At 72.5% G+C, this 21,975-nt stretch carries 22 protein-coding genes and 1 pseudogene; 11 read left to right on the top strand and 12 right to left on the bottom strand.

Going from position 1 to position 21,975, the window contains the following annotated elements; all coding sequences use genetic code 11:
- Nucleotides 1-8 precede the first annotated feature (8 nt).
- Nucleotides 9-578: a GNAT family N-acetyltransferase gene (locus tag JNW91_RS13335; RefSeq protein WP_203175151.1), complete on the top strand. Its 570-nt coding sequence runs from the start codon at nucleotides 9-11 to the stop codon at nucleotides 576-578.
- On the opposite strand, the gene JNW91_RS13330 is transcribed toward JNW91_RS13335, so the two are convergent.
- Nucleotides 568-1,056, bottom strand: a complete 489-nt coding sequence (locus JNW91_RS13330; protein ID WP_203175150.1) for an FBP domain-containing protein — start codon at nucleotides 1,054-1,056, stop codon at nucleotides 568-570. The genes JNW91_RS13335 and JNW91_RS13330 overlap by 11 nt on opposite strands.
- 48 nt (nucleotides 1,057-1,104) lie before the next feature.
- On the opposite strand from JNW91_RS13330, the gene JNW91_RS13325 reads away from it, so the two are divergent.
- Both JNW91_RS13325 and JNW91_RS13320 read left to right on the top strand, forming a co-directional pair.
- Entirely contained in the window at nucleotides 1,105-1,674 is a 570-nt protein-coding gene (locus tag JNW91_RS13325) for a TetR/AcrR family transcriptional regulator (RefSeq protein ID WP_203175149.1), read from the top strand.
- Nucleotides 1,675-1,707: 33 nt separating this feature from the next.
- Complete coding sequence (locus JNW91_RS13320; RefSeq protein WP_203175148.1) at nucleotides 1,708-2,295, top strand: DUF1684 domain-containing protein; 588 nt, start codon at nucleotides 1,708-1,710, stop codon at nucleotides 2,293-2,295.
- A gap of 43 nt (nucleotides 2,296-2,338) precedes the next feature.
- On the opposite strand, the gene JNW91_RS13315 is transcribed toward JNW91_RS13320, so the two are convergent.
- Complete coding sequence (locus JNW91_RS13315; protein ID WP_203175147.1) at nucleotides 2,339-2,923, bottom strand: general stress protein; 585 nt, start codon at nucleotides 2,921-2,923, stop codon at nucleotides 2,339-2,341.
- Between the two features lie 119 nt (nucleotides 2,924-3,042).
- On the opposite strand from JNW91_RS13315, the gene JNW91_RS13310 reads away from it, so the two are divergent.
- The 3 genes from JNW91_RS13310 to JNW91_RS13300 all read left to right on the top strand — a co-directional run bounded on the left by JNW91_RS13310 (nucleotide 3,043) and on the right by JNW91_RS13300 (nucleotide 8,501).
- Nucleotides 3,043-4,872, top strand: coding sequence for a glycoside hydrolase family 15 protein (locus JNW91_RS13310; RefSeq protein ID WP_203175146.1), 1,830 nt, complete (start codon nucleotides 3,043-3,045; stop codon nucleotides 4,870-4,872).
- A gap of 153 nt (nucleotides 4,873-5,025) precedes the next feature.
- Nucleotides 5,026-7,920 carry a ricin-type beta-trefoil lectin domain protein gene (locus tag JNW91_RS13305; protein ID WP_203175145.1) on the top strand — a complete coding sequence of 965 codons (2,895 nt, stop codon included), beginning with the start codon at nucleotides 5,026-5,028 and terminating at the stop codon, nucleotides 7,918-7,920.
- 80 nt (nucleotides 7,921-8,000) lie between these two features.
- Complete coding sequence (locus tag JNW91_RS13300; protein WP_203175144.1) at nucleotides 8,001-8,501, top strand: metallophosphoesterase family protein; 501 nt, start codon at nucleotides 8,001-8,003, stop codon at nucleotides 8,499-8,501.
- A gap of 70 nt (nucleotides 8,502-8,571) precedes the next feature.
- Here the strand turns inward: JNW91_RS13300 and JNW91_RS13295 are convergent, their stop codons facing one another.
- Nucleotides 8,572-8,787 carry a DUF3072 domain-containing protein gene (locus JNW91_RS13295; RefSeq protein ID WP_203175143.1) on the bottom strand — a complete coding sequence of 72 codons (216 nt, stop codon included), beginning with the start codon at nucleotides 8,785-8,787 and terminating at the stop codon, nucleotides 8,572-8,574.
- A 106-nt stretch (nucleotides 8,788-8,893) separates the two neighbouring features.
- On the opposite strand from JNW91_RS13295, the gene JNW91_RS13290 reads away from it, so the two are divergent.
- On the top strand, nucleotides 8,894-9,832 hold the full coding sequence (locus tag JNW91_RS13290) for an NAD(P)/FAD-dependent oxidoreductase (protein WP_203175160.1): 939 nt from the start codon (nucleotides 8,894-8,896) through the stop codon (nucleotides 9,830-9,832).
- A gap of 15 nt (nucleotides 9,833-9,847) precedes the next feature.
- Here the strand turns inward: JNW91_RS13290 and JNW91_RS13285 are convergent, their stop codons facing one another.
- The 3 genes from JNW91_RS13285 to JNW91_RS13275 all read right to left on the bottom strand — a co-directional run bounded on the left by JNW91_RS13285 (nucleotide 9,848) and on the right by JNW91_RS13275 (nucleotide 14,119).
- Complete coding sequence (locus JNW91_RS13285) at nucleotides 9,848-11,140, bottom strand: cation:proton antiporter (protein ID WP_203175142.1); 1,293 nt, start codon at nucleotides 11,138-11,140, stop codon at nucleotides 9,848-9,850.
- Between the two features lie 106 nt (nucleotides 11,141-11,246).
- On the bottom strand, nucleotides 11,247-11,924 hold the full coding sequence (locus tag JNW91_RS13280) for an HAD family hydrolase (RefSeq protein ID WP_203175141.1): 678 nt from the start codon (nucleotides 11,922-11,924) through the stop codon (nucleotides 11,247-11,249).
- Nucleotides 11,925-11,980: 56 nt separating this feature from the next.
- A complete protein-coding gene (locus JNW91_RS13275) occupies nucleotides 11,981-14,119 on the bottom strand; it encodes an ATP-binding SpoIIE family protein phosphatase (RefSeq protein WP_203175140.1) in 2,139 nt (712 codons plus the stop codon).
- A gap of 198 nt (nucleotides 14,120-14,317) precedes the next feature.
- Here JNW91_RS13275 and JNW91_RS13270 point away from each other — a divergent pair, with 198 nt between their 5' ends.
- Nucleotides 14,318-15,127, top strand: coding sequence for a mechanosensitive ion channel family protein (locus tag JNW91_RS13270; RefSeq protein WP_203175139.1), 810 nt, complete (start codon nucleotides 14,318-14,320; stop codon nucleotides 15,125-15,127).
- A gap of 70 nt (nucleotides 15,128-15,197) precedes the next feature.
- Here the strand turns inward: JNW91_RS13270 and JNW91_RS13265 are convergent, their stop codons facing one another.
- A complete protein-coding gene (locus JNW91_RS13265; protein WP_203175138.1) occupies nucleotides 15,198-15,551 on the bottom strand; it encodes a DUF6401 family natural product biosynthesis protein in 354 nt (117 codons plus the stop codon).
- Nucleotides 15,552-15,712: 161 nt separating this feature from the next.
- On the opposite strand from JNW91_RS13265, the pseudogene JNW91_RS13260 reads away from it, so the two are divergent.
- Nucleotides 15,713-16,144 (top strand): annotated as a pseudogene (locus JNW91_RS13260) (hypothetical protein); the annotation flags it as partial.
- A 376-nt stretch (nucleotides 16,145-16,520) separates the two neighbouring features.
- Complete coding sequence (locus JNW91_RS13255) at nucleotides 16,521-17,612, top strand: MFS transporter (RefSeq protein ID WP_309244343.1); 1,092 nt, start codon at nucleotides 16,521-16,523, stop codon at nucleotides 17,610-17,612.
- A gap of 127 nt (nucleotides 17,613-17,739) precedes the next feature.
- Here JNW91_RS13255 and JNW91_RS13250 read toward each other — a convergent pair whose 3' ends face one another.
- The 4 genes from JNW91_RS13250 to JNW91_RS13235 form a co-directional block, all read right to left on the bottom strand.
- On the bottom strand, nucleotides 17,740-18,003 hold the full coding sequence (locus tag JNW91_RS13250) for a hypothetical protein (protein WP_203175137.1): 264 nt from the start codon (nucleotides 18,001-18,003) through the stop codon (nucleotides 17,740-17,742).
- 111 nt (nucleotides 18,004-18,114) lie between these two features.
- A complete protein-coding gene (locus JNW91_RS13245; protein ID WP_203175136.1) occupies nucleotides 18,115-18,576 on the bottom strand; it encodes an SRPBCC family protein in 462 nt (153 codons plus the stop codon).
- A gap of 49 nt (nucleotides 18,577-18,625) precedes the next feature.
- Nucleotides 18,626-19,042 (bottom strand): DUF2795 domain-containing protein, encoded by a 417-nt coding sequence (locus tag JNW91_RS13240; RefSeq protein ID WP_203175135.1) that lies wholly within the window; start codon nucleotides 19,040-19,042, stop codon nucleotides 18,626-18,628.
- Nucleotides 19,043-19,144: 102 nt separating this feature from the next.
- On the bottom strand, nucleotides 19,145-20,131 hold the full coding sequence (locus tag JNW91_RS13235; protein WP_203175134.1) for a YihY/virulence factor BrkB family protein: 987 nt from the start codon (nucleotides 20,129-20,131) through the stop codon (nucleotides 19,145-19,147).
- Between the two features lie 165 nt (nucleotides 20,132-20,296).
- Between JNW91_RS13235 and JNW91_RS13230 the strand changes: the two genes are divergently transcribed.
- Complete coding sequence (locus tag JNW91_RS13230) at nucleotides 20,297-20,698, top strand: ChaB family protein (protein ID WP_203175159.1); 402 nt, start codon at nucleotides 20,297-20,299, stop codon at nucleotides 20,696-20,698.
- Between the two features lie 51 nt (nucleotides 20,699-20,749).
- On the opposite strand, the gene JNW91_RS13225 is transcribed toward JNW91_RS13230, so the two are convergent.
- On the bottom strand, nucleotides 20,750-21,975 hold a 1,226-nt coding region (locus JNW91_RS13225; protein WP_203175133.1), incomplete at its 5' end, for an aldehyde dehydrogenase family protein.

Below are 21,975 nucleotides of genomic sequence, written 5' to 3'. Positions count from 1 at the left end.
CCGCCCTCGTGGAACACGTGGAACTCGCCGCCGCCGACCTGTTGCTGCGCCCCTGGCGGGACGCGGACGCGCCCGCGGTCCGTGGCGCCCTGCGCGACCCGGCCATCGCCCAGTGGAACCCACAGTCCGGCGGCCCGGTCGACGACGAGTTCGCCCTGCTCTGGGTCCGCCGCCGGGCGGACTGGTCCGGCGGTGACCACGCCTCCCTGGCGGTCACCGACGCGGCCGGTGGCGAGCTGCTGGGCTCGGTGTCACTGCACCACATCCACCACGCCGACGCGTCGATCGGCTACTGGACGCTACCGGCGGCGCGCGGACGCGGGGTGGCGGTGCGCGCCGTCGTCCGGCTCACCGACTGGGCGTTCACCGACCTGCGGCTGCACCGGGTGGAGCTGGTTCACGCGGTGGCCAACCCGGCCTCCTGCCGCGTCGCCGACCGGGCCGGCTACGCCGCCGAGGGCACGCTGCGTGAGTCGTACCAGTACGGCGACGGCCGCCGCTACGACGAGCACCTGCACGCCCGCCTGGCCACCGACCGCCAGACGCCGATCCGGAGTGGTCAACGGGTCATTCGGTGATCTTGCGGAGGAACCCGCTGAGCGCGGTCCTGGTGCGGTCGATCTTCTCCGCCAGGGTCAGGGTCTCGTAGACGCGCGGCCCCGCGTGTTTCCTGCCCCGCAGGTAGAGCGAGCAGGCCAGGTCGGAGCAGATGTACGCGCCCACGGAGTTGCCCTGCCGCCCGCCGGGTCCGGCCTTGCGGGCGGTCATCAACGAGACGCCGTCGCCGGAGTGCGTGGTCAGGCAGAGCGAGCACATGCTGCGTCGGGCGCGCCCGATCTGCTGTGGTGCGGCCCGCAGCGCCACCCCGATCAGCCCGTTGTCGGCCTCGGCCACCAGGTAGGCCCGCTGCGGCGCGGCGGGGTCCCGCCAGCCGAGGAAGTCGAGGTCGTCCCAGGGGCGCACGTCAAGGTCGTTCGGTACGGCCAGTCGCTTCGCCTCACCCTGGGTGGTGTTGACGAAGGACGCGCGGATGGCGGACTCGGTGACGACTAACATAGGTAGTAGCCTAGTCACCCTAGGCAAAAAACTAGAGGAGTGTGGCGGATGGCACGTGCGGGGGTGACCGCCGAGCGGCTGACCCTGGCCGCGGCGGAGCTGGCCGACGAGATCGGCATGGAGAACGTCACCGTCGCGGCGCTCGCCCGCCAGTTCGGCGTCAAGGACGCGAGCCTGTACTTCCACATCCGGAACGCGCACGACCTGCGGGTCAGGGTGGCCCTGCTGGCGCTGACCGAACTCGCCGATCGGGTCGCCTCGGCGCTCGCCGGCCGCGCCGGCAAGGACGCCCTGGTGGCCTTCGCCAACGCGTACCGCGGCTACGCGAAGGAACACCCGGGCCGGTACGCGGCCATGCAGATCGACCTCGACCCGGAGACGGCAGCCGCCAGCGCCGGCGTCCGACACGCGGAGATGACCCGGGCCATCCTGCGCGGCTACCGGCTGGCCGAGCCGGACCAGACCGACGCCGTCCGGATGATGCACAGCACGTTCCACGGGTTCGTGAGCCTGGAGAGGACCGGTGGGTTCCGGCACACCCCCCGCGCGGCGGACGACTCGTGGGCCCGCACCCTGGACGCCCTCGACGCCGTCCTGGCGAACTGGCCACCGCGCTGAGACGACCGGGCGCGACCGCCTAGGCTCGGTGGCGTGGATGATCTGGAGCTGGCCGACTGGCGGGAGCGGGTGGCCCGGCTGTACCTGTCCGACGCCGACCTGGTCGGGTTCCGCGCCGGCCGCGACGAGCTTTTCGCCACCCACCCGCAGAGCCCGATCCCGGCCGCGCAGCGCACCGACTTTTCCGGCGTGCGCTACTACCCACCCAATCCGGACGCTGTGGTGGAGGCTCCGCTGCGACCGGCCAGCGGAGAGCTGCGGATCGACACCGGCGGCCCGGACGGTGTCGTCGCGTACCGGCGGGTCGCGGTGGCGGAGACGCCGTGGGGGCCGCTGACCCTGTGGTGGATCGAGGCGTACGGGGGCGGACTGTTCGTGCCGCTGCGCGACGGCACCTGCGGGCAGGACACCTACGGCGGTGGCCGCTACCTCACCGACACGGTGAAGGGCACCTTCGGTCGGGGCGTCGAGCTGCTGCCCGGCGACCGGGTCCGGCTGGACGCCAACTACCTCTACAACCCGAGCTGCGCGTACGACGACCGCTGGGCCTGCCCGCTCGCACCACCGGAGAACCGCGTCGACGTGCCACTGCGGGCCGGCGAGCTGGCGTACCACGGTTGACAGCCGCCCCGGCGTGGAGCCGGGACGGCCGGTCGAGTGATCCTCAGGCGTTCGCGGGCCGGTCGCCCATCTGCATCCGACCCAGCATCTGCCGGGCCTGCTCGGCGAGCTGCGCGTCGACGATCACCGCGTACTGGCCGGCGCGCAGGGAGCTGGCGGAGGTGAAGTCCCGCCTCCCGCCGGTCATCGCGTGCGCGACGGCACCGAACACGGCACCCCAGATCGCGCCGATGACCAGGCCGACCAGGATCACCGCCAGCCAGTTGCCGACCGTGAAGATGCCGAACAACAAACCGATGAAGAGCCCGAACCAGGCGCCGGTCCCGGCGCCGAGCAGGGCCGCCCGCCCGGTCGTCATCCGCCCCAGCACCGTCTCCACCAACGTGAGGTTCGTGCCGATGATGGCGCTGTGCTCCACCGGGAAGCGGTTGTCGGCGAGATAGTCCACCACCCGCTGGGCGGACGGATAGTCCGGGTACGAGCCGATGGTCACGGTCGGCGGGCCGGTCTCCGGCCCCTGCCCGTCACCGGGCGGTGTCGACAGCCGGCCGGCCGGTCCGGATGGAAGCAGGTCGCCACCCTGTGTGCCGGGCCGCCATGAGGCGGCCGGCCCCGAAGCTGACGTCATGAGCATCCTCCCTCGTCAGCTCCCCGGGTTCCCGCCCACGCCGACCGGTAACGCGGGCCACCACGGTGAGTGCCGTCCCGCTCGGGGCATGCGTGCGGGTGGGTCGGGTAGCCAGTCGGGTGGAGAGCGGACAGATCAGTGACTACGGTTTCCTCGCCGACGGCCGCAGCGCCGCGCTGGTGAACTCGTCGGGCTCGGTCAACTGGTGGTGCCCGGGCCGGTTCGACGCCCCGTCGGTGTTCGGTCGGCTGCTCGACGACGGCGCCGGGCACTGGTCGATCCGCCCGGAGGGGGACTACACGGTCGAGCGCTGCTACCTCGACGAGACCCTGGTGCTGCGGACCGTGTTCCACACCGCGCAGGGGGAGGTCGCGCTGACCGACGCGCTCGCCTTCGAGCCCGGCGCGCGTGGTCATGCCATCGGGCTGCACTCGCCGCAGGTTCTGGTCCGCAGCGTGCGAGGGCTTTCCGGTGAGGTGCCGATGCGGGTGCACTACCGGCCCCGCTTCGAGTACGGGCGTACCAACGCGTACATGGTCGAGCGGGACGACACGCTGGAGGCCATCGCCGGGGCGGCCCGGCTCACGCTGCGCGGCAGCGTGCGGTTGAGCTGCGGCGACGGCGAGGCCAGCGCGTCGTTCACCACCCGCGCCGGCACGACGCACAACTTCACCCTCGGGTACGCCCCGACCTACGACGCTCCGCTGCCGGAGGTGCCGGACGCGGACCAGACCATCGCCGACACCGTCGCCGGCTGGCGGTCCTGGGCGAGCGAGCATGACTACCAGGGCCTCTACGCCGAGCAGGTGCTGCGTAGCCGGCTGGTGGTGCAGGGGATGACGTACCGGCCGAGCGGGGCGGTGGTGGCCTCGGTGACCACCTCCCTGCCGGAGGAACTCGGCGGGGACCGCAACTACGACTACCGCTACGTGTGGGTGCGCGACTTCAGTCTCACCCTGCGGGCGCTGTGGCGGTCGGCGTGCTTCGACGAGGTGCAGCGGCAGTTCGCCTGGCTGGGTCGGGCGATGGGCCGCGTCGACGACAAACCGGTGCCCATCATGTACGGGGTGCTCGGAGAGCGGGACCTCACCGAGCATCGCCTGGAGCAGCTCGGTGGTTACCACGACAGCCCACCGGTGGTGATCGGCAACAACGCGTGGCAGCAACGGCAGACCGACATCTTCGGCGAGGCGTTGGACGCCGCCTGGTTGATGCGCGACAAGCTGGAGCCGCTGGATCCGGAGGTGCACCACGTTCTCCGGGTGCTCGCCGACGAGGCGGCACGGGACTGGAGGCTGCCCGACGCGGGGATGTGGGAGGAACGCGGCGTCGAACACCACCACGTGTCCTCGAAGGTGCAGTGCTGGGTCGCCCTGGACCGTGCGGTCCGCTTCGGTGACCGGCTCGGCGGGCCGCAGGACGTGGCCCGCTGGACGGCCGCCCGCGACGAGGTGCGCGCGGAGGTGCTAAAGCGGGGATGGAGCGATCGGCTCCAGTCGTACACCGGGAGTTTCGAGTCCGACGAGCTGGACGCCTCGGTGCTGGTGATGCCGTTGGTGGGGTTCCTCAGGGCCGACGACCCACGGATGCGTTCGACGATCCGTGCCGTGGAGCAGCAGCTGTCGCACGACGGCCTGCTGCGGCGCTGGGACGGCGACCCGGCCGGGTTCCTCATCTGCTCGTTCTGGTTGGTGTGTTGCCTGGCGCTGGCCGGTGAGCGCAAACGGGCACACGAGCTGTTCGGGACGTTGGCGGAGCGGGTCAACGACCTCGGCCTGTTCGCCGAGCAGATCGACCCGCTGACCGGGGAGCAGCTGGGCAACTTTCCCCAGGCCTTCTCGCACATCGGCCTGATCAACGCCGCCGGTGTGCTGACCGACGTCGAGCGGGACCCGACGATGCGTGGTCTCGGCATGCCCCCGGCGCACTTCAGCCCGGTGCGTCCCTGAGCCGGGCTTTTACCTAGATCGTGACAACTTTCGATCCCTTGAATCGAAGTTCTATCGCTCTTGAGTGAAAGGCGTTAATGTCCGGGACACAATTGCGGTGCTCCTCCAGTCGGCGGGAGCGGCACCGAGAACCCCCGGACAGCTGGAGGTCTCGTGCCCCGCACCTCGCGCCGACGTCTCGTCGTCACCACCACCCTGCTCACCGTCCTCGCCGCACTCTGCCTCGCCCCGCCCGCCACCGCGCAGGGCGGTGCCGAACTTCCGGCCGCCGCTTCCGCCCCGCAGACGGACGCGGCCCTCGCACCACCCGCCACCAACGGCTTCGAGAAGATCGCTCTCGACGGCGGGCTCTCCATGGGGGAGCCGATCGAGTTGGCCGTCGCCCCCGATGGCAAGGTCTTCTACATCAACCGGGGCACCAGCGGCGCCGGCGGCCAGGTCCGCCTCTACAACCCGGCGACGCGATCGACCACGGTCGCGCTGACCCTGGCACTGGACGCCCGGTTCGAGGACGGCCTGATCGGCATCACCCTGCATCCGAGCTTCGCGAGCAACCGCTGGGTCTACCTCTTCTACTCACCCAAGGTCACCCCACTGCTCAACCGGATCAGTCGGTTCACCTTCAACCCGTCCACCCTGCTGCTCGACCCGGGCAGCGAGGACACGCTCATCGAGTGGCCCACCGAACGTGACCTGTGCTGCCACTCGGCCGGCTCGATGAGCTGGGACACCGCCGGCAACCTGTACTTCGCGGTCGGCGACAACACCAACTCCGGCGGCGACTCCGCCGGGATGGCCCCGATCGACGAGCGGACCAGCCGCAACCCGCAGTACGACGCCCAGCGCACCTCCGGCAACACCAACGACCTGCGCGGGAAGATCAACCGGATCCATCCGGAGAACGACGGCAGCTACACCGTCCCGTCCGGAAACCTCTTCGCCGCCGGCACCGCGCGGACCCGACCGGAGATCTACGTGATGGGCGTGCGCAACCCGTACCGGATCTGGGTGGACCGCAAGGCCACCAACACGCTCTACTGGGGCGAGGTCGGCCCGGACGCCGGCGCCGATTCCGCCAACCGTGGCCCGGCGGCGTACGACGAGTTCAACCGGGCAACCGGGCCTGGCAACTACGGCTGGCCGTACTGCGGCGGCCCGAACGTGGCCTACAACGACTGGGACTTCGCCACCGCCTCGCCGCGCGGCTGGTTCCCGTGCGGCGGCTCGACCGGCCCGGTCAACGACTCACCCCGCAACACCGGCCTGAACCAGCTCCCGCCCACGAAGGCGGCGCTGGTCTGGGAGCAGCACGGCGGCAGCGACGACTGGCCGGGGTTGGACAACCCGGGCGGCTGCGGCTCGCCCAACCACGTCGAGGTCTACCACTACGACCCGAACCTCGTCTCGGACAACAAGTGGCCCGCCTACTACGACAACAAGTGGCTGATCTCCGAGTACTGCCGCAACTGGATCAAGGAGGTCCAGTTCGACAACGGCAACCCCGCCACCGGCGTGCCGACCGTGATCGAGCCGGTGCTCGCCGGCATGACGTTCGTCCACCCGATCGACTGGCAGTTCGGCCCGGACGGCTCGCTCTACCTGCTGGAGTACGGCAGCGGCTACTTCTCCGGCGCCGTCGACGCCGGACTCTACAAAATCAACTACGTCCAGGGTGGGCGGTCTCCGGTGGCCCGGGCCACCGTCACCCGGGACAACGGACTGGCCCCGCTGGCAGTCGGCTTCTCCAGCGCCGGCAGCTCCGACCCGGACGGCGACCCGCTGAGCTTCGCCTGGGACTTCACCGACAACGGCAGCACCGACTCGACCGCGGCGAACCCCTCCTTCACGTACACCGCCAACGGCAGCTTCAACGCCCGGCTGACGGTCAGCGACGGCACCGGGCGCAGCGCCACCACGCTGGTGCCCGTGGTCGTCGGCAACAACCGACCGACGGTCACGCTGAACGGACTGCCCGCCGGCGGGCTCTTCGACTGGGGGCAGGACCTGACGGTGAGCGCCACCGCCAGTGACCCGCAGGACGGCACGCCGGCCTGCTCGGCCGTGGTCGTCCGGGCCGCGCTCGGGCATCAGGAGCACGCCCACGAGGAGGGGGAGGGGACCGGTTGCGGCGCCACCTTCAACACCGGCCCGGTACACGCCGGCCCCGACTCGGTGCTCTTCTTCGTGCTCCGAGGCAGCTACACCGATCGCGGGGCGACCGGCTCGGCCGTCCTGACCGGGGAAAAAAACATCAGCCTCTACCCGAAACAGTGGCAGGCCGAGCACGTCGTCCAGCTCAACGGACCCACGGTGATCGACCAGGCGGCGGCCGAGGGTGGCAGGCGGCTCGGTGACATCCAGAACGGCGAGAACGTCCGACACCACGCCGTGAGCCTCAAGGGGATCACCGGGGTCCGGGCGCGGGTCTCCTCCGGGGGCCCGGGAGGCACCCTGTCCTTCCGGTACGACTCGCCGACCGGCGCCGAGGTCGCCCGGATCGCGGTGCCGAACACCGGCGGCTGGGACAACTACACCGAGTTGAGCGCCACGGTGAGCAGACCCGACGACGGCACCCACGATCTGTACCTCGTCTTCACCGGTGGCAGTGGCGCGTTGCTGGACCTGGACAGCTACACCTTCACCGGGCCGGGGGTCGGCACCGGCGGGGCGCGCACCGGTGAGATCAAGGCCCTCGGCAAGTGCGCGGACATCGCCTCCAGCCAGACCGCCAACGGCACCAGGGTGCAGACCTGGACCTGCAACGGCACCGCAGCGCAGCGCTGGACCCTGCCCGGCGACGGTACGGTGCGCGGGCTCGCCAAGTGCATGGACGTGAAGGCCAGCGGCACCGCCGACGGCACGCTCGTGCAGCTGTACGACTGCAACGGCAGCGGAGCCCAGCAGTGGGCCCCCCAGCCGGACGGCAGCCTGCGCAACCCACAGTCCGGGCGTTGCCTGGACATCCCCAACTCGGATCTCACCGACGGCCGACAACTGCGAATCTGGACCTGCAACGGCACGGGGGCGCAGCGGTGGACCCTGCCGTGACCGGCCCCTGACCGACTCCGTGCCCCGCCGTGCGTCCGCGTCGCCGGGCGGGCGGCCGGGGCGCGGGGGACAATGTCGGGATGCGGCTGGTGCTCACGGCGGACACCCACCTACCAAAGCGGGCCCGGGACCTGCCGGCGCCACTCTGGGCGGCGATCGAGGCGGCGGACGTGGTCGTACACGCCGGCGACTGGGTGGACGAGGCGCTGCTCGACGCGATGACGGCGCGCTCGCGCCGGCTGGTCGGGGTGTACGGCAACAACGACGGCCCCGCGCTGCGCTCCCGCCTGCCGGAGGTGGCCCGCGTCGACCTCGACGGCCTGCGGGTCGCCGTGGTGCACGAGACCGGGCCCCGGGCCGGCCGTGAGCAGCGGTGCGCGGCCCGTTTCCCGGACGTCGACCTGCTGGTCTTCGGTCACTCGCACATCCCGTGGGACACCGAGGCCCCGGGCGGTCTGCGCCTGCTCAACCCCGGCTCGCCCACCGACCGCCGGTCCCAACCCCACGCCACCTACCTGGAAGCCGAGATTGCCGACGCCCGCCTGACCGAGGTGCGACTCCACCGGCTGCCCCGCCCCTGACCCGGGCGCGCGATCTTGCACCTGCTGTCGGCGCGTCGCCGCCGCAAGTGCAAGATCGCGCAGCTCGGGGTTATCGGCCCCGGCCCGTCTCGGCCTGGAGTTCGTCGATCCGCTTGGACGCCTCGGCCTTGGTGAGGTCGTCCGGGAGGTCCGCGTCGGCCTCACGGGCGAGCGTGTTCAGGTAGGACTCCTGCGCCGCCGTGGGCGGCTCGTCGCCGGTGACCCACTCGTCGGGGTCCTTGATCGCGCCGCGCGGGTCGGCCTGTTCGTTGCTGCTGTCCGTCATCGTCATCACCCTTTCTTCGAACAGGTGTGCCAGTACCCCGATCATCGGCGGTTCATGCGCGCCCGTCGCCGCCTACGATCACCGGATGAGCGTGGACTCGTCGGCTGTGGTGGTCGTCGGTGCGGGAATCGCCGGAGTGGCCTGTGCGGCAGAGCTGAGCAGCGCCGGGGTGCCGGTTCAACTGCGGGAACGGGGGCACGTCTGCGGCGGCCGGATGGCCAGCAAACGCTTCGCGGGTCGACCCGCCGACATCGGCGCCGCCTACCTCACCGTCAACGACCCGGACTTCGCCGTCGTGGTCGAGCGGTGGCGCTCCGCCGGCCTGGTCCGCGAATGGACCGACACCTTCCAGGCGTACGACCGGGAGGGGCGCCACGACGTGCCCGGACCGATGCGCTTCGCCGCGCCGCGCGGACTCCGCTCGCTGGTCGAACACCTGGCCGACCCGCTGTCGCCGACCGTCGACCGGCTGGTGCTCACCGTCGAGCCCGGGCCGGTCGTGGACGGCGAACCGTGCGCGGCGGTCGTCCTGGCCATGCCCGGCCCGCAGGCCGCCCTGCTGCTCGACCCGGTCCTGGCCGACGCCACCCGCGCCGTGCAGGCGCAGAGCTGGTCACCGTCGCTCGCCGCCGTGCTGCGCTTTCCGAGCCGACGCTGGCCCGACTTCGGCGGCGCGTTCGTCAACGACCACCCGGTACTCAACCTCGTCTGCGACGACGGCGACCGGCGCGGCGACGGCGCGCCGGTGCTCGTCGCGCACACCGTGCCGGAGTTCGCCCGCGGTCACCTGGCCCAGCCGACCGGGGCCGGCCCGGCGATCGAGCAGGCCGTACGGGACCTGCTGGGGCTGCCCGAGCAGGCCACCGACGTGCACGTGCACCGGTGGACGTACGCGAAGCCGACCGGGGGCACGAGCGGCGACACGTACCACCTGGATGCCGACGGGATCGGCCTGGCCGGTGACGCCTTCGGCAAGCCCCGGGTGCAGACGGCCTGGCGCTCCGGACGGGACCTCGGCCGCGCGCTCGCCGCCCGCCTCGCCTGAGGGGGCGTCGAGCGCTCAGGCGTGTCCGGCGGCGACGGGCCGGGCGGAGGCGTCCCGTTCGGCGGGGTCGGCGGTCCGTTCGCCCTCGCGGTCCAGCAGTTGCATGACCGGGGTCGCCGTGATGCCGTGCACCACCACCGACACGAGCACCACCAGCCCGACGGTGGCCCAGAGCAGCTCCGCCTGCGGAAAGTCGGCTTTCGTGGTGGCGTACGCGAGGTAGTAGAAAGAGCCCACCCCACGGATGCCGAACAACGAGATGACCCAGTGCTCGGCCGGGCGGCCCGGTGCCCCACGCAGCGACAGCCAGCCCGTCAGGGGTCGGATCAGGAACACCAGCGCCAGCCCGACGGCCGCCGCCGGCCAGGTCAGCGACCCGAGCAGGCCGCCCACGACCGCGCCGCCGAGCAGCAGCAACAACACCAGGGTGAGCAGTCGTTCGATCTGCTCGGCGAAGTCGTGCAGCACCGCGTGGAACTCGTGGGTCCGCTCGGCCGCGCGGATCGCCCGGGCGGCCACGAACACCGCCAGGAAGCCGTACCCGCCGACCACCTCCACCAGGCCGTACGCCAGGAAGGTGGCGGCCAACGCCAGGAAACCCTCGGCGTGCCGGGCCAGCCGCAGCTTGCTGGGCGCCCGGAAGAACAGCTTGCCGAGCAGCCAGCCGATGAGCAGGCCGCCGCCGACACCGACGCACACCTTCCACAGCACGTCCACGGTGAACCACTCGGCCAGCCAGTCGCCCGGGGCGAGACTCGTCGAGGCGATGGCGATGGCCGCGTAGACGAACGGGAACGCCAGGCCGTCGTTGAGACCGGCCTCGGAGGTCAACGCGAAGCGGACCTCGTCCTCGGAATCCTCCACGTCGGTCGGCTCGCCGACCTGTACGTCCGCGGCGAGCACCGGGTCGGTCGGAGCGAGCGCCGCGCCCAGCAGCAGGGCGGCGGCTGGCACCAGCCCGGCCCACCACCAGCCGAGCAGCGCCACGGCCGCGATGCACAGCGGCATCGCGATGGCCAGCAGCCGCCAGGTCGACGACCACCGGGCCCAACTCAACGGTCGGTCGATCTTGAGCCCGGCGCCCATCAGGGCGACGATCACCCCGATCTCGGTCAGGTGGGTGGTCAGCTCCGGATGGGCCAGCGGGTCCGGTGTGGGCAGACCCACCGGCAGCAGGAAGACCAGCATGCCGAGGACCAGGAAGGCGATCGGCATGGACAGCGGACGGCGTTCCAGCACCCGGGGCAGGATGCCTGCGAGCAGGGCGCCCAGGCCCACCAGCGCGAACGCCACGTCTACCGGCTCCACCGTGCCACCCTCCGGCCGCGCCCACGAGTTGCGGGCAGGTGGTGACAGAGCATGCCCCGCGGGGACTCCGGCTATGCGTGCGCGCCTCGACCAACCCGAGTGAGCCTTACCTCGGTCGGGCGAGTGGAGAGTCGGGAAGCTCGGCCAGCAGGGCGGCCGGGTCGTCGTAGACCGCCACCGCCCCGGCGCCGGCCAGCTCACCGCGGCTGGTGCCGCCGCAGGTCAGGCCGACGCACGGGATGTTGAGCTTGCCGGCCGCCGCGACGTCCCAGACCGAGTCGCCGACGAAGACCACCCGCTCGGCGGCCAGCCCGGACTGCTCCAGCGCGGCGACCAGGATGTCGGGGGCGGGCTTGCTCTGCTTCGCGTCCGCCGAGGAGGTGATCGTGTCGACGACGTCGTCGGCGCCCAGTGCGCGGCGCAGAGCGCCGACCTCCTGCTCCGACGCGCTGGTGGCCAGGACCACCCGCAGGCCCCGCTCGGCGCAGGCGCGCAGCAGGTCCGCCGCCCGGGGCAGCGGCGTCAGGCGTTCCCAGTACTCGCCGTACAGGGTGTCGTGCGCGTCGCGCAGCTTCTCATCGGCGTCGCGGTCCCGCTCGGGGCCGAGCAGATGATCGAGGAGCTTGTCCGCGCCCATCCCGATCGCCCGGTGCACGGTCGCCATCGGCACCGGCTGGTCGGTCTGGCGCAGCGCCTCCCACCAACACACCGTGTGCAGGTAGGTGGTGTCGACGAGGGTGCCGTCGACGTCGAAGAGGATGCCGGTGGGTTGATCGGTGGCCATGCGCGTCCTCCTACCCGCTACGCGGTCGGCTGATTCGTGCGGGCGCCCCGCAGGTCTCAGCGGCGCTCGGCAGCCGGAACGAGGATCTCGAACCAGACCGTGGAGCCGCGGACCGTCGGATCGGTGCCCCAGGCGTCGCTGAGCTGCTCGATCAGCCCGAGGCCGCGTCCCCGACTGCTCAACGTGTCGGTCCGGGTACGGGTCACGGTGCCCCGGGTGCCGGAATCGGCGACCGAGACCAGCAGCCGCTCGGCGCTGAGGTCGATCTCCACCCGGGCGGCGGTGCCGGCGTGCAGGAGCGCGTTGGTGGTCAACTCGTTCGTGCAGAGCACCGCAGCGCCGATCACCGACTCGGGCACCTGCCACTCGCCGAGCTGGCCGGTCATCCAGTGCCGGACCCGACTGGGCGCGGTCGGCTCCGCCGGCACCTCCATGCTCGCCGAGCGGCTCGGCTTCAGCGCGTGCTCGACCGCCAGGACGGCCACGTCGTCCTCGGTGCCGCCGGGCACGGCGGCGGTGGCCACCGCGCACAGCGCGCGCGGATCGCTGCCGACGGCCTTGGCCACCGCGTCGACGAGGGCGTCCAGCCCGGCGGTGAGGCTCTGCCGGCGGCGCTCCACCACACCGTCGCTGAACAGCAGCAGGGTGTCGCCGGGGCGGAACGCGACGGTGGTGGTGACCGGCCGCCCGCCGAGCCCCAGCGGAGGGCCGGCCGGCAGGTCCACGTACTCGGCGTGGGAACGGCCGTCCGGGTTGCTGCGGCGGATCAGGGGGGCCGGATGACCGGCGCTGGCGAGGGTCATCTCCCGGCGGTCCGCGTCGATGACCCCGAACACCACGGTGACGAACAGTTCGTGCGTACCGGCCTCCGCGCCCAGGCTGGTCACCAGCCGGTCCAGCCCGGCCAGCACCGCGTCCGGGGCCGGGTCGGCCAGTGCCAGCGCGCGCAGGGCGGCGCGGACCTGTCCCATCCGTGCCGCGGCCTGCACGTCGTGCCCGGCGACGTCGCCCAGCACCACGCCGAGCCCGCCGCCCGGCAGCAGGAACGCGTCGTAGAAGTCCCCGCCGGCGGCGTTGCCGTCCACCCCCGGGTCGTAGCGGGCCGCGATCCGCAGTCGGGGGAGGTCCGGCAGGTGCGCCGGCAACATGCTGCGTTGCAGCAGCTGGGCGGTGCCGTGCTGGGTCTCGAAACGGCGGGCCCGCTCCGCCGCCTGGCCGATCAGCTCGCCGGAGGCGGCCAGCAGCGCCCGCTCGGCGGCCGACCAGGCGTGCGGCGCCTGGAAGCCGACCGCCAGCCCGCCGCGCACCACCGAGGTGCCCAGCGGCAGGGCCGCCATCGAGCGGATCTTCTGATCGTGGCGGTCGACCGCGGTTTCCCGCAGCGGCTGCCCGTCACGGGTGAACGACGGATCGCCCGACCCGGCCACCCGTACCACCGGGGCCGACCAGTCCGCCGAGACGCGCCGCCAGAGCGGTGGGAGGCGCTCGTCGGCCTCGTCCAACAGCTCGCCGCGTACCCGGCGCACCGTCCGCCAACCGCCGCCGCCCTCGTCGACCGCGAACGCCACCTGGTCGGCGTCGAAGGTGTTGATCGTGTGCCGCAGCGCCACCCGGGCCACGTCGTCGAGCGTGAGCGTGCCGGCGAGCGCGGCGGCGACCTCGCTGAGGCTCTGCAACTGCTCGGTGACGTGGGTGGTCTCGGCGGCGACCGTCAGCATGCCGACGATCTTCCCGGCACTGTCGCGCACGGGGGAGTAACCCCGGGTGAAGACCGCCTGCTCCACCACGGCGGAATGCTCACGCACCAGGGGGACGGTCGACTCCTTCTCCAGGAACGGCACGCCCTGCCGGTAGGTCCGCTCGATCACCTCACCGACGCCGGGCAGCGCCCAGATCTCCGCGTACACCTCGGCGGCCGGACGGCCGAGGGCGCCCGGGTGTTTGCTGCCCAGCAGTTCGGCGTACCCGGCGTTGTAGAGCAGCACGAGATCGTCGCCGTACGCCAACGCCATCGGCATCGGCGAGGCGAGGATCAGCTCGACCACGGCCCGGATCGCCGGGTCCCATGCCTCGGGTGGGCCCAGCGGCGTGCTCGCCCAGTCGTGGGCGAGAACGGGGGCGTCAGCGCCCGGTCCGGTGGATGCGCCGGGGACCGGAGTTGCTGGCGTGGGGGCTCGCCCGACCGTTCCTGGCATGTCCGCAGCCTATCCGGCCCCCGGAAAACGGCATCCGGTCCTGGCGGCGGGTCGTCGCCGGCGTCGCCGCGGTGACTGTTCGGGCAGTTCAGGGCCCATCTCCGGCAGCTTGTCGGAAAAAACTCCGCGAGCCGCGCGGACTGCCGCACCTCCGGCCGGGTATGCGCCCGGCGCAGTCCATGCGACAGGAGGGACGTCATGCTGAAAACCCTCGCGGTCCGGCAGGCCGACATCGGTGATGCCATCGCCGACACCTGGAGGTCGGTGCTGCTCTTCATCCCGAAGGCAGTGGCCTTCATCGTCATCCTCGTGGTCGGCTGGCTCATCGCCAGAGCGGTCCTCAAGATCGTGGATGCGGTACTGGAACGGGTGCACTTCGACCAAGCGGTCGAACGCGGCGGTATCAAACGCGCGCTGGAGAGAACGAAGTACGACGCGAGCGACATCCTGGCAAGACTGGCGTACTACGCGGTACTGCTGTTCACGCTGCAGTTCGCCTTCGGGGTCTGGGGACCCAACGCGATCAGTGATCTGATCAGCGGCGTGGTGGCCTGGCTGCCGCGCGCGTTCGTCGCGATCGTCATCGTGGTGGTGGCGGCCGCGATCGCCAACGCCGCCCGGGATCTGGTCACCGGGGCGCTGGGAGGACTCTCGTACGGCAAGGTCCTGGCCGACCTGACGGCGATCTTCATCATCGCGCTCGGCGTGATCGCCGCGCTGAACCAGGTGGGTATCGCCACCACGGTGACCACGCCGGTGCTGATCGCGGTGCTCGCCACGGTGGCCGGCATCCTGATCGTCGGCGTCGGTGGCGGTCTGGTGAAGCCGATGCAGAAACGCTGGGACGGCTGGCTGGACCGGGCGGCCCAGGAGGCCCGGGCGGTGCAGCAGCAGCGTCAGGCCTCGGCGGCCGGGCGTAGCGACGTGGAGCGGCAGATGGCCGACCGCGGCGGCGACCGCACCCAGGCCATGCCTCGGGTGGACGAAGCCCAGCAGTACCGCTCGTAGCGGGCGTAACTGCACGATCGGTACGGCAGAGGGTGTCCGCGCTCCGGCGCGGGCACCCTCTCCTCGCGGGTCAGGCCCCGTCGAGCGAGCGGGCCAGCGCGCAGACCGCGAGCAGCCGGGTGAGCAGCCACTCCGGGCGGCTCCAGTCCACCGGGCCGCCCGGCGGTGCCCAGCCGTGCTCCAGTGCCGCCGCGCGGACCCCCTCGGCGTAACCGGCGAGGGTCGCGGCCGTCAGCGGCCGCCGGTCACCGTCGAGGCTGTCCCGTACGGCGGCGGCGTGCTGGTCGACCAGGGCGAGCAGCCCGGGTCGCGTGGCGGCCGCGGCGAGCCCGACGGTGCCGATGGAGACGGTGAGGGCGGCCAGGGTGGACCGCGCCGAGTCGACGGCGGTACGGGGGGCGACCCGGGTGAACGGCACACGCATGGTGACCGAGGCTAACCGACCGGTGAGCGGGCCGGCCTCGGCCGGACGGGGGTGTCGGCTGCGCCACCGGACGACCCGGGGCTGACCGCGAGGGTTGATCCGGCACAGACGGGGCAGCAGGAGAACCACGGCACAGGCAGGCACAGAGCACGGAGGCACGGATGGGACAGCAGGTGAACGGGCCGGACGAGCAGCACCGCCGCCCGGACGGGGTGAGCGACGCGACGGTCGCCGCGCTCGGCAAGCTCAGCGAGGCGCTGGAGTGCGTGGAGCGGGCCCGCGGGCACCTGTACTCGCTGCACCAGCTGATCGGGCACGCCGACCTGATGCTCGACGACGCCGTGGAGCAGTTCCGCGCGGCCGGGCACCAGCAGCTCGCCGACCGGATCGACACCGAGCTGGTGGGACGCAACGTCATCGCCGGGCGGTGGACGTTCCAGATCGTCGAGGACTTCGACGACGGCTACCACGCGCTGTTCCGGGAGTTGGACCAGCAGGCCCGGGACGAGTTGGTGGGTGGGCGGCGCCACCTCTACGAGGCGGAGATGAAGGAACGCCGCCGCAGCCAGGGCCGGCCGGGGCACGAGGCCCGGCGGCGCCGGCGGTTAGTCGGTCGCGTTGGCGGGACGCCGCCGGGCCGCGTCGTCCGCGATGATCACGGTGGCCACCATCAGCGCGACGCAGAGGCTGAACAGCCAGGACTCGTCGGAGACGAGCCGGGCGGAGACCGGCGCCTGTAGCGCGGCGAGCAGGAAGCCGAGCCAGGCGAGCCGGCGCTGACGCGTGGAGAGGATTCCGGAGCCTTGATGCATTCCGAAATTCTTACGCGAACCAACCGGTTTGCCGTCCTCCGATCGGCCGATTCTGGACGAGCTGTCCGCTTTCTCGACCGTCCGGACACCACTTCTTGTCGCGGCGGGCACGTGGCCGGCGACGACGGTAAGGTGCGCCTGCGGCAGGATCTGTCCCGTGTCCACCCCGCCCGCGCCACCCCGCGCAGCACTGCTCCTGCTGGCCTATCTCGCGTTCGTCAGTCTCGGCCTGCCCGACGGCCTGCTCGGCGTCGCCTGGCCCTCGATCCGGGCGGACTTCGACGTGCCGACCAAGGCGGTCGGGCTGCTGCTCACCGCCGGCACCGTCGGCTACCTGACCTCCAGTGTGCTGGCCGGGTTCACGCTCGCCCGGGTCGGGGTGGGCGCGCTGCTCGCCGGCAGCACCCTGCTGGCCGGCCTGGCGCTGATCGGCTACACGGTGAGCCCGGGGCTGGCCGTGCTCGTGTGCTGCGCGCTGCTGCTGGGGCTGGGCTCCGGCGCGGTCGACTCCGGGCTCAACGCGTACGCCGCCGGGGCCTTCGGTTCGCGGCACATGAACTGGATGCACGCGTTCTTCGGCCTGGGTGTGGCGATCGGTCCACTGATCATGACCGGCGCCCTGAGCGCCGGGTTGGCCTGGCGGTGGGGCTACGGCATCATGGCCGCCGCCCAGCTCGCCCTCGCCGCCGCGTTCGCGCTCACCGTGCGCGCCTGGCAGCGCCGCGCCCCCGCCGAGCCCGGCAGGGCGTCCGCACCGACCACACCGACGGTGAAGGTGCCGGTCCGGACCACCCTCCGGCTGCCGGCGGTCTGGTCGGGGACGGTCGGCTTCGCGCTGTACGTGGCGATCGAGGTGTCCGCCGGGCTGTGGGCGTTCCTGCTGCTCACCGAGGGGCGCGGACTCAGCGCCGCGGTCGCCGGCGGCTGCGTCTCCGCGTACTGGGGGAGTCTCTTCGTGGGCCGGGTGGTGCAGGGCGTGGTCGCCGAGCGGCTGGGCACCCGACTCGTGCTGCGCGCCAGCCTGGCCGGGATGGCCGTCGGGGCGGCGCTGGTCGCCGTGCCCGCAACGGCGGCCGTGGCCGTGCTCGGCCTGGTCGTGGTCGGCTTCGCCGCCGCGCCGGTGTTCCCGCTGCTCACCCTCACCACCGCCGACCGGGTCGCGCGGCCCACGCGGACCGCGCCATCGGCCTGCAGATCGGTGCCGCCGGGCTTGGCGCGGCAGTCGTCCCGGCTGGGCTCGGCGTCCTGATCGACGCCACGTCCGTGCAGGCCCTCGGCCCGACCCTGGTGGTGCTGGCGGTGGCGCTGTTCGTGCTGTACGAGCTGGGCGCCCGCCGGCCCACCCGGCCGGCCGGGCACCACGAGCCCGAGTCCGTTCAGCCGGCGTCCGGTCCGGTCCGGCCGGTGGTGGAGGGACGGTAGGCCCGCTCCGGGTCGGTCGGCTCCCGACCGGTGCCCCGGGCCTGCCCGGCGCGGTCGGTCGCCGCCGGGCCGTGCCCGAACGCGGCCTCCTCGCCGGCGTCGTTGCCGGTCACGTCGTCGGCCTGCCCGTCGAGGCTGGAGCCCGACACGGCACGTTCCAACTCCTCCAGTGGAAGCCGTTCCTCGTCCCGCCACACCCTGATGTTGTCGTCGGTCATGCCTTCAGCCGTACCCGGGCGCGATGATCGCAAACGGCGCCGCGCGGGCTGGCTCGGACACGGCGATGGCCGCCGGGAACTCCGGCGGCCATCCGTGTTCGGTGCTCGGGATCACGGCTGGGGGCGGTCCACCGTCCCGCGCCAGGCGCCGGTCTCCTGACCGCGCCGCTCGATGAACGTCTTGAACCGCTCCAGGTCGCCCCTGGCCCGCCGGTCGACGATGCCGAGCTTGTCGCCGGCCTGCTCGACCACCCCGTGCGGCTCGAACTCGAGCTGGAGGGTGACCCGGGTCTTGTCCGCGTCCAGGCGGTGGAAGGTCACCACACCCGCCTGCTGCGTACCGCCGGTGGAGCGCCAGGCCACCCGCTCGTCGGGCAGCTGCTCGGTGATCTCGGCGTCGAACTCCCGCTTCACCCCGGCGATGTCCACCGTCCAGTGGGTCATCGTCTCGGAGAGCTGCCGAACCTCCTGCACGCCCTCCATGAACTGCGGGAACTCCTCGAACTGCGTCCACTGGTCGTAGGCGGTGCGGACGGGTACGGCAACGTCGACGTGTTCGGTTACGCCACTCATCTGGGAACCTCCTTCAGCCGGAGAGCGAACGGATCGGGGGCGATCCCTCTCACCAGCGGGTTGTCTCGTTCTTGTGTCCGAGCGCGGCCCACACCTCGGAGACCGTCTGGTACTGGGTGCCCTCGGGCAACCGCTCGAGGGCCGCCAGGATGTCGTCCGGCGCCTCGTTCTCACGGGCGCTGGCGATGAGGACCAGCCGGTCACCCGGCAGCGCGCTCATCGAGATGAACCGGCCGAGCCGGCTGCGCTGCTCGACGTCCGCGGAACTCATCCCCTGCGGGGTGCCGGTGCGCAGGTCGCCGGCCGGGGCGGTCGTCGTCTCCGGCTGGTCCTCGCCTGCCGGTTCCGGCACCCGCGACTCGTCGACCCGAGAGCCGCCGGTCCCCGGCCCCTGTACGAGGCCGCTGACCTCCTGGCTCATCTGCTCGTCGATCCTCGGTCCGTGCTTGCTGTTGCCACGCTCCATGTCTCCTGCGCTACCCGACACCAGGGCCGGTAAACCGGCACCGGACCACGAACCGGCCCCCGGACCGGGCCGTGAACCGGACATCCGGGCGCACGGCGGTGCTCAGGCGTCGGCGGGCCTGCGGGGCGGCAACACCGGCTCCTTTGGGTCCCGGTCGCCGGCCTGCAACTGCCGCCCGCGCTGCACCTCGGCGTTGATCTGCACGCCCAGCATCAGCGCCGAGTTCGACAGGTAGAGCCAGACGAGGAACGCGATGGCCGCGCCCAGACTGCCGTAGGTGGCGTCGTACGAGCCGAAGTTGGCCACGTACAGACCGAAGCCGAAGGAGACCAGCGCCCAGGCGAACAGGGCCACCGCGCCGCCCGGGGTGAGCCAGCGGAACCGGGGTTGGCGCACGTTCGGAGCGATCCAGAACAGCAGCGACAGCAGCACCATCATGATCACGGCGAGGACCGGCCACTTCGCCACGCTCCACACCCTGCGGGCCAGGCCACCGGCGTTGACCAGGTCGCCGACCGCGTCGGTGACCGGGCCGCTGACGATCAGCCCCAGGGCGACCACCGCGAGGAGCACCAGCGTGATCGCGGCCAGGCCGATCTGCAACGGCCGCAGCTTCCAGACCGGCCGACCCTCGGTCACCCCGTAGATGGCATTGGAGGCCCGGGTGAACGCGCCGATGAAGCCCGACGCCGACCACAGCGCACCGAGCAGACCGAAACTCAGCAGCAGCTTGGGGTTGCTCTGCTCGAGCACCACGGACCGGATCACCCCGACCACGCCGCCCTCGTCGTCGGTCAGCACCGACCCGGCGCCCACCTGGTTGGCGAGGTCGACCACCGTGTCCACGGTCTGCTCACCGCTGGACACCAGGCCCACCAGGGCCACCACCACGATGGCGGACGGGAAGAGCGCCAGGACGCCGTAGTAGGTGAGCGCGGCGGCCCAGTCCGAGCAGTTGTCGGTGACGAAGTTCTGCACGCTGCGGACCAGCACGCCCCGCCAGGTCCGCCAGTTCAGCTGGCGTACCCGCCCGGGCAGTCCTGCGCCGGACGTGCCGCCGAGCGTCGTACCGGGCTCCGTGGTCGTCATGCCCGCTCCCTGTGCCCCGGCCGCCGGATGACCGGTCGTCCGGTCGGGCCTGGCCCGGCCGGTACCCGCACCGGGAAATCGACAAACCCGTCGCCGACGCGGTCCGTTTAACCCGGGCTGCCGCGGGAACGTCGAGTGGATCTGACCGACACGGAGGAGGACGAGATGCCCGGGCGCGAGGACCTGCCCAGCACGCTGCGACGCTCCCCGGACAAGGCGCAGCGCACCTGGGAGAAGACGCACGACTCGGCGGTGGAGACCTACGGCGAGGGGGAGCGGTCGCACCGCACCGCCTTCGCGGCGGTGAAGCACGAGTTCGAGAAGGTGGGCGACCACTGGGAGCCGAAGGGCCGCAAGGGCCCCAGCGACGCCCAGGCCGCCGGCGGTGGGCCGGAACGGCGGGCACCCACCGCTGCCGGGGTGGACGCCAACGCCACGAAGGACCACCTCATGTCGGTGGCCCGCAAACTGGACGTACCCGGCCGGTCCAGCATGACCAAACCGGAGCTGGTCAAGGCCATCGAGAAGGCCAACGACCGCGCCACCCGCAAGGCCCGCGGGGACTGACCGACAACGACGGTACGGGCGGACGCGGCACCCCCGCGCCCGCCCGTACCGTCACCAGTGCCCGCCGGCCGGCGCCTCGATGTGCACCGCCTTCGTGGCCGTGAACTCGTCCAGCAGCTCCGGGCCGTACCCGAAGCCCTGACCGCTGGCGCGACGCGGGTGCGCGGCGCCGCCCGGCGCCCCGCCGAACACCGAGTTGATTTTCACGGTGCCCACCGGCAGCTCCCGCCACGCCCGCTGCGCGTGGCTCATCGACGCGGTCAGCACCGTGGCGGCCAACCCGTACGGGGAGTCCGCCGCGCAGCGCAGCCCCTCCTCGTACGAGTCGACGACCACCACCGGGGCCACCGGGCCAAACGTCTCCTCCCGCACCAGCGGCATGTCGTGCCGACAGTCGGTGACCACGGTGGCCGGATAGAAGGCCCCCGGCCCGTCCGGCACCTCCCCGCCGACGCGTATCCGCGCCCCCGCGGCCACGGCGGCCGCAACCTGCCCGTGCACCTGGTCCCGGTGCCGCCGGTCGACCAGCGGACCCAGCTCGGTACCCGGATCGCGGCCCGGTCCCACCCGCAGCGCGTCGGCCCGTCGCACCAGCGCCGCCACGAAGTCCTCGGCCACCTCGCGGTGCACGTAGATCCGCTCCACCGCGACGCAGATCTGCCCGGCGTTGGCGAACGCGCCGAGCGCCGCCTGGCCCGCCGCCCACTCCGGGTCAACGCCCGCGTCGACGACCAGCGGGTCGCTGCCACCGTTCTCCAGCAGCACCTTCGCCCCGGTGCTCGCCGCGGCGGCGGCGATGGCCCGCCCGGTCGCCGTGGAGCCCACGTGCGCCACCACGTCGACCTCCTGGGCGGCCAGCGCCGCACCGACCTGCGGCCCGCCGGTGAGCAGCGACAGCACACCGGCCGGCAGCGCCTCGTCCAGCGCCCTCGCCAGCAGCCAACCCGTCGCCGGGGTCCGTTCGCTGGGCTTGTAGAGCACCACGTTGCCGGTGACCAGCGCCGCGCCGAGCAGCCCGCAGGAGACCGCGACCGGGTCGTTCCACGGGGTGATCGCGGCCACCACGCCACGCGGCTGCGGGGTCATGAAGTCCAGCGCGTCCCCCGCACCGTTCAGCGTCCGCCCACCGCGCAGCGGCGCCAGCTCCGCGTACTGTCGCAGGGTGCCGATGCCCGCCTCGACGCCTCCGCGGGCGTCCGCCAGGGGTTTGCCCATCTCCGCGGTGACCGCCGCCGCCAGTTCGTCGGTGACCGCCGCCACCGCGTCCGCGGCCCGGT

It is taken from the genome of Micromonospora parastrephiae (genome assembly GCF_016802865.1).
GTDB lineage: Bacteria > Actinomycetota > Actinomycetes > Mycobacteriales > Micromonosporaceae > Micromonospora > Micromonospora parastrephiae.
Note: the sequence above shows the minus strand (reverse complement) of the source record. Positions and strands in the feature narration are given on the sequence as shown.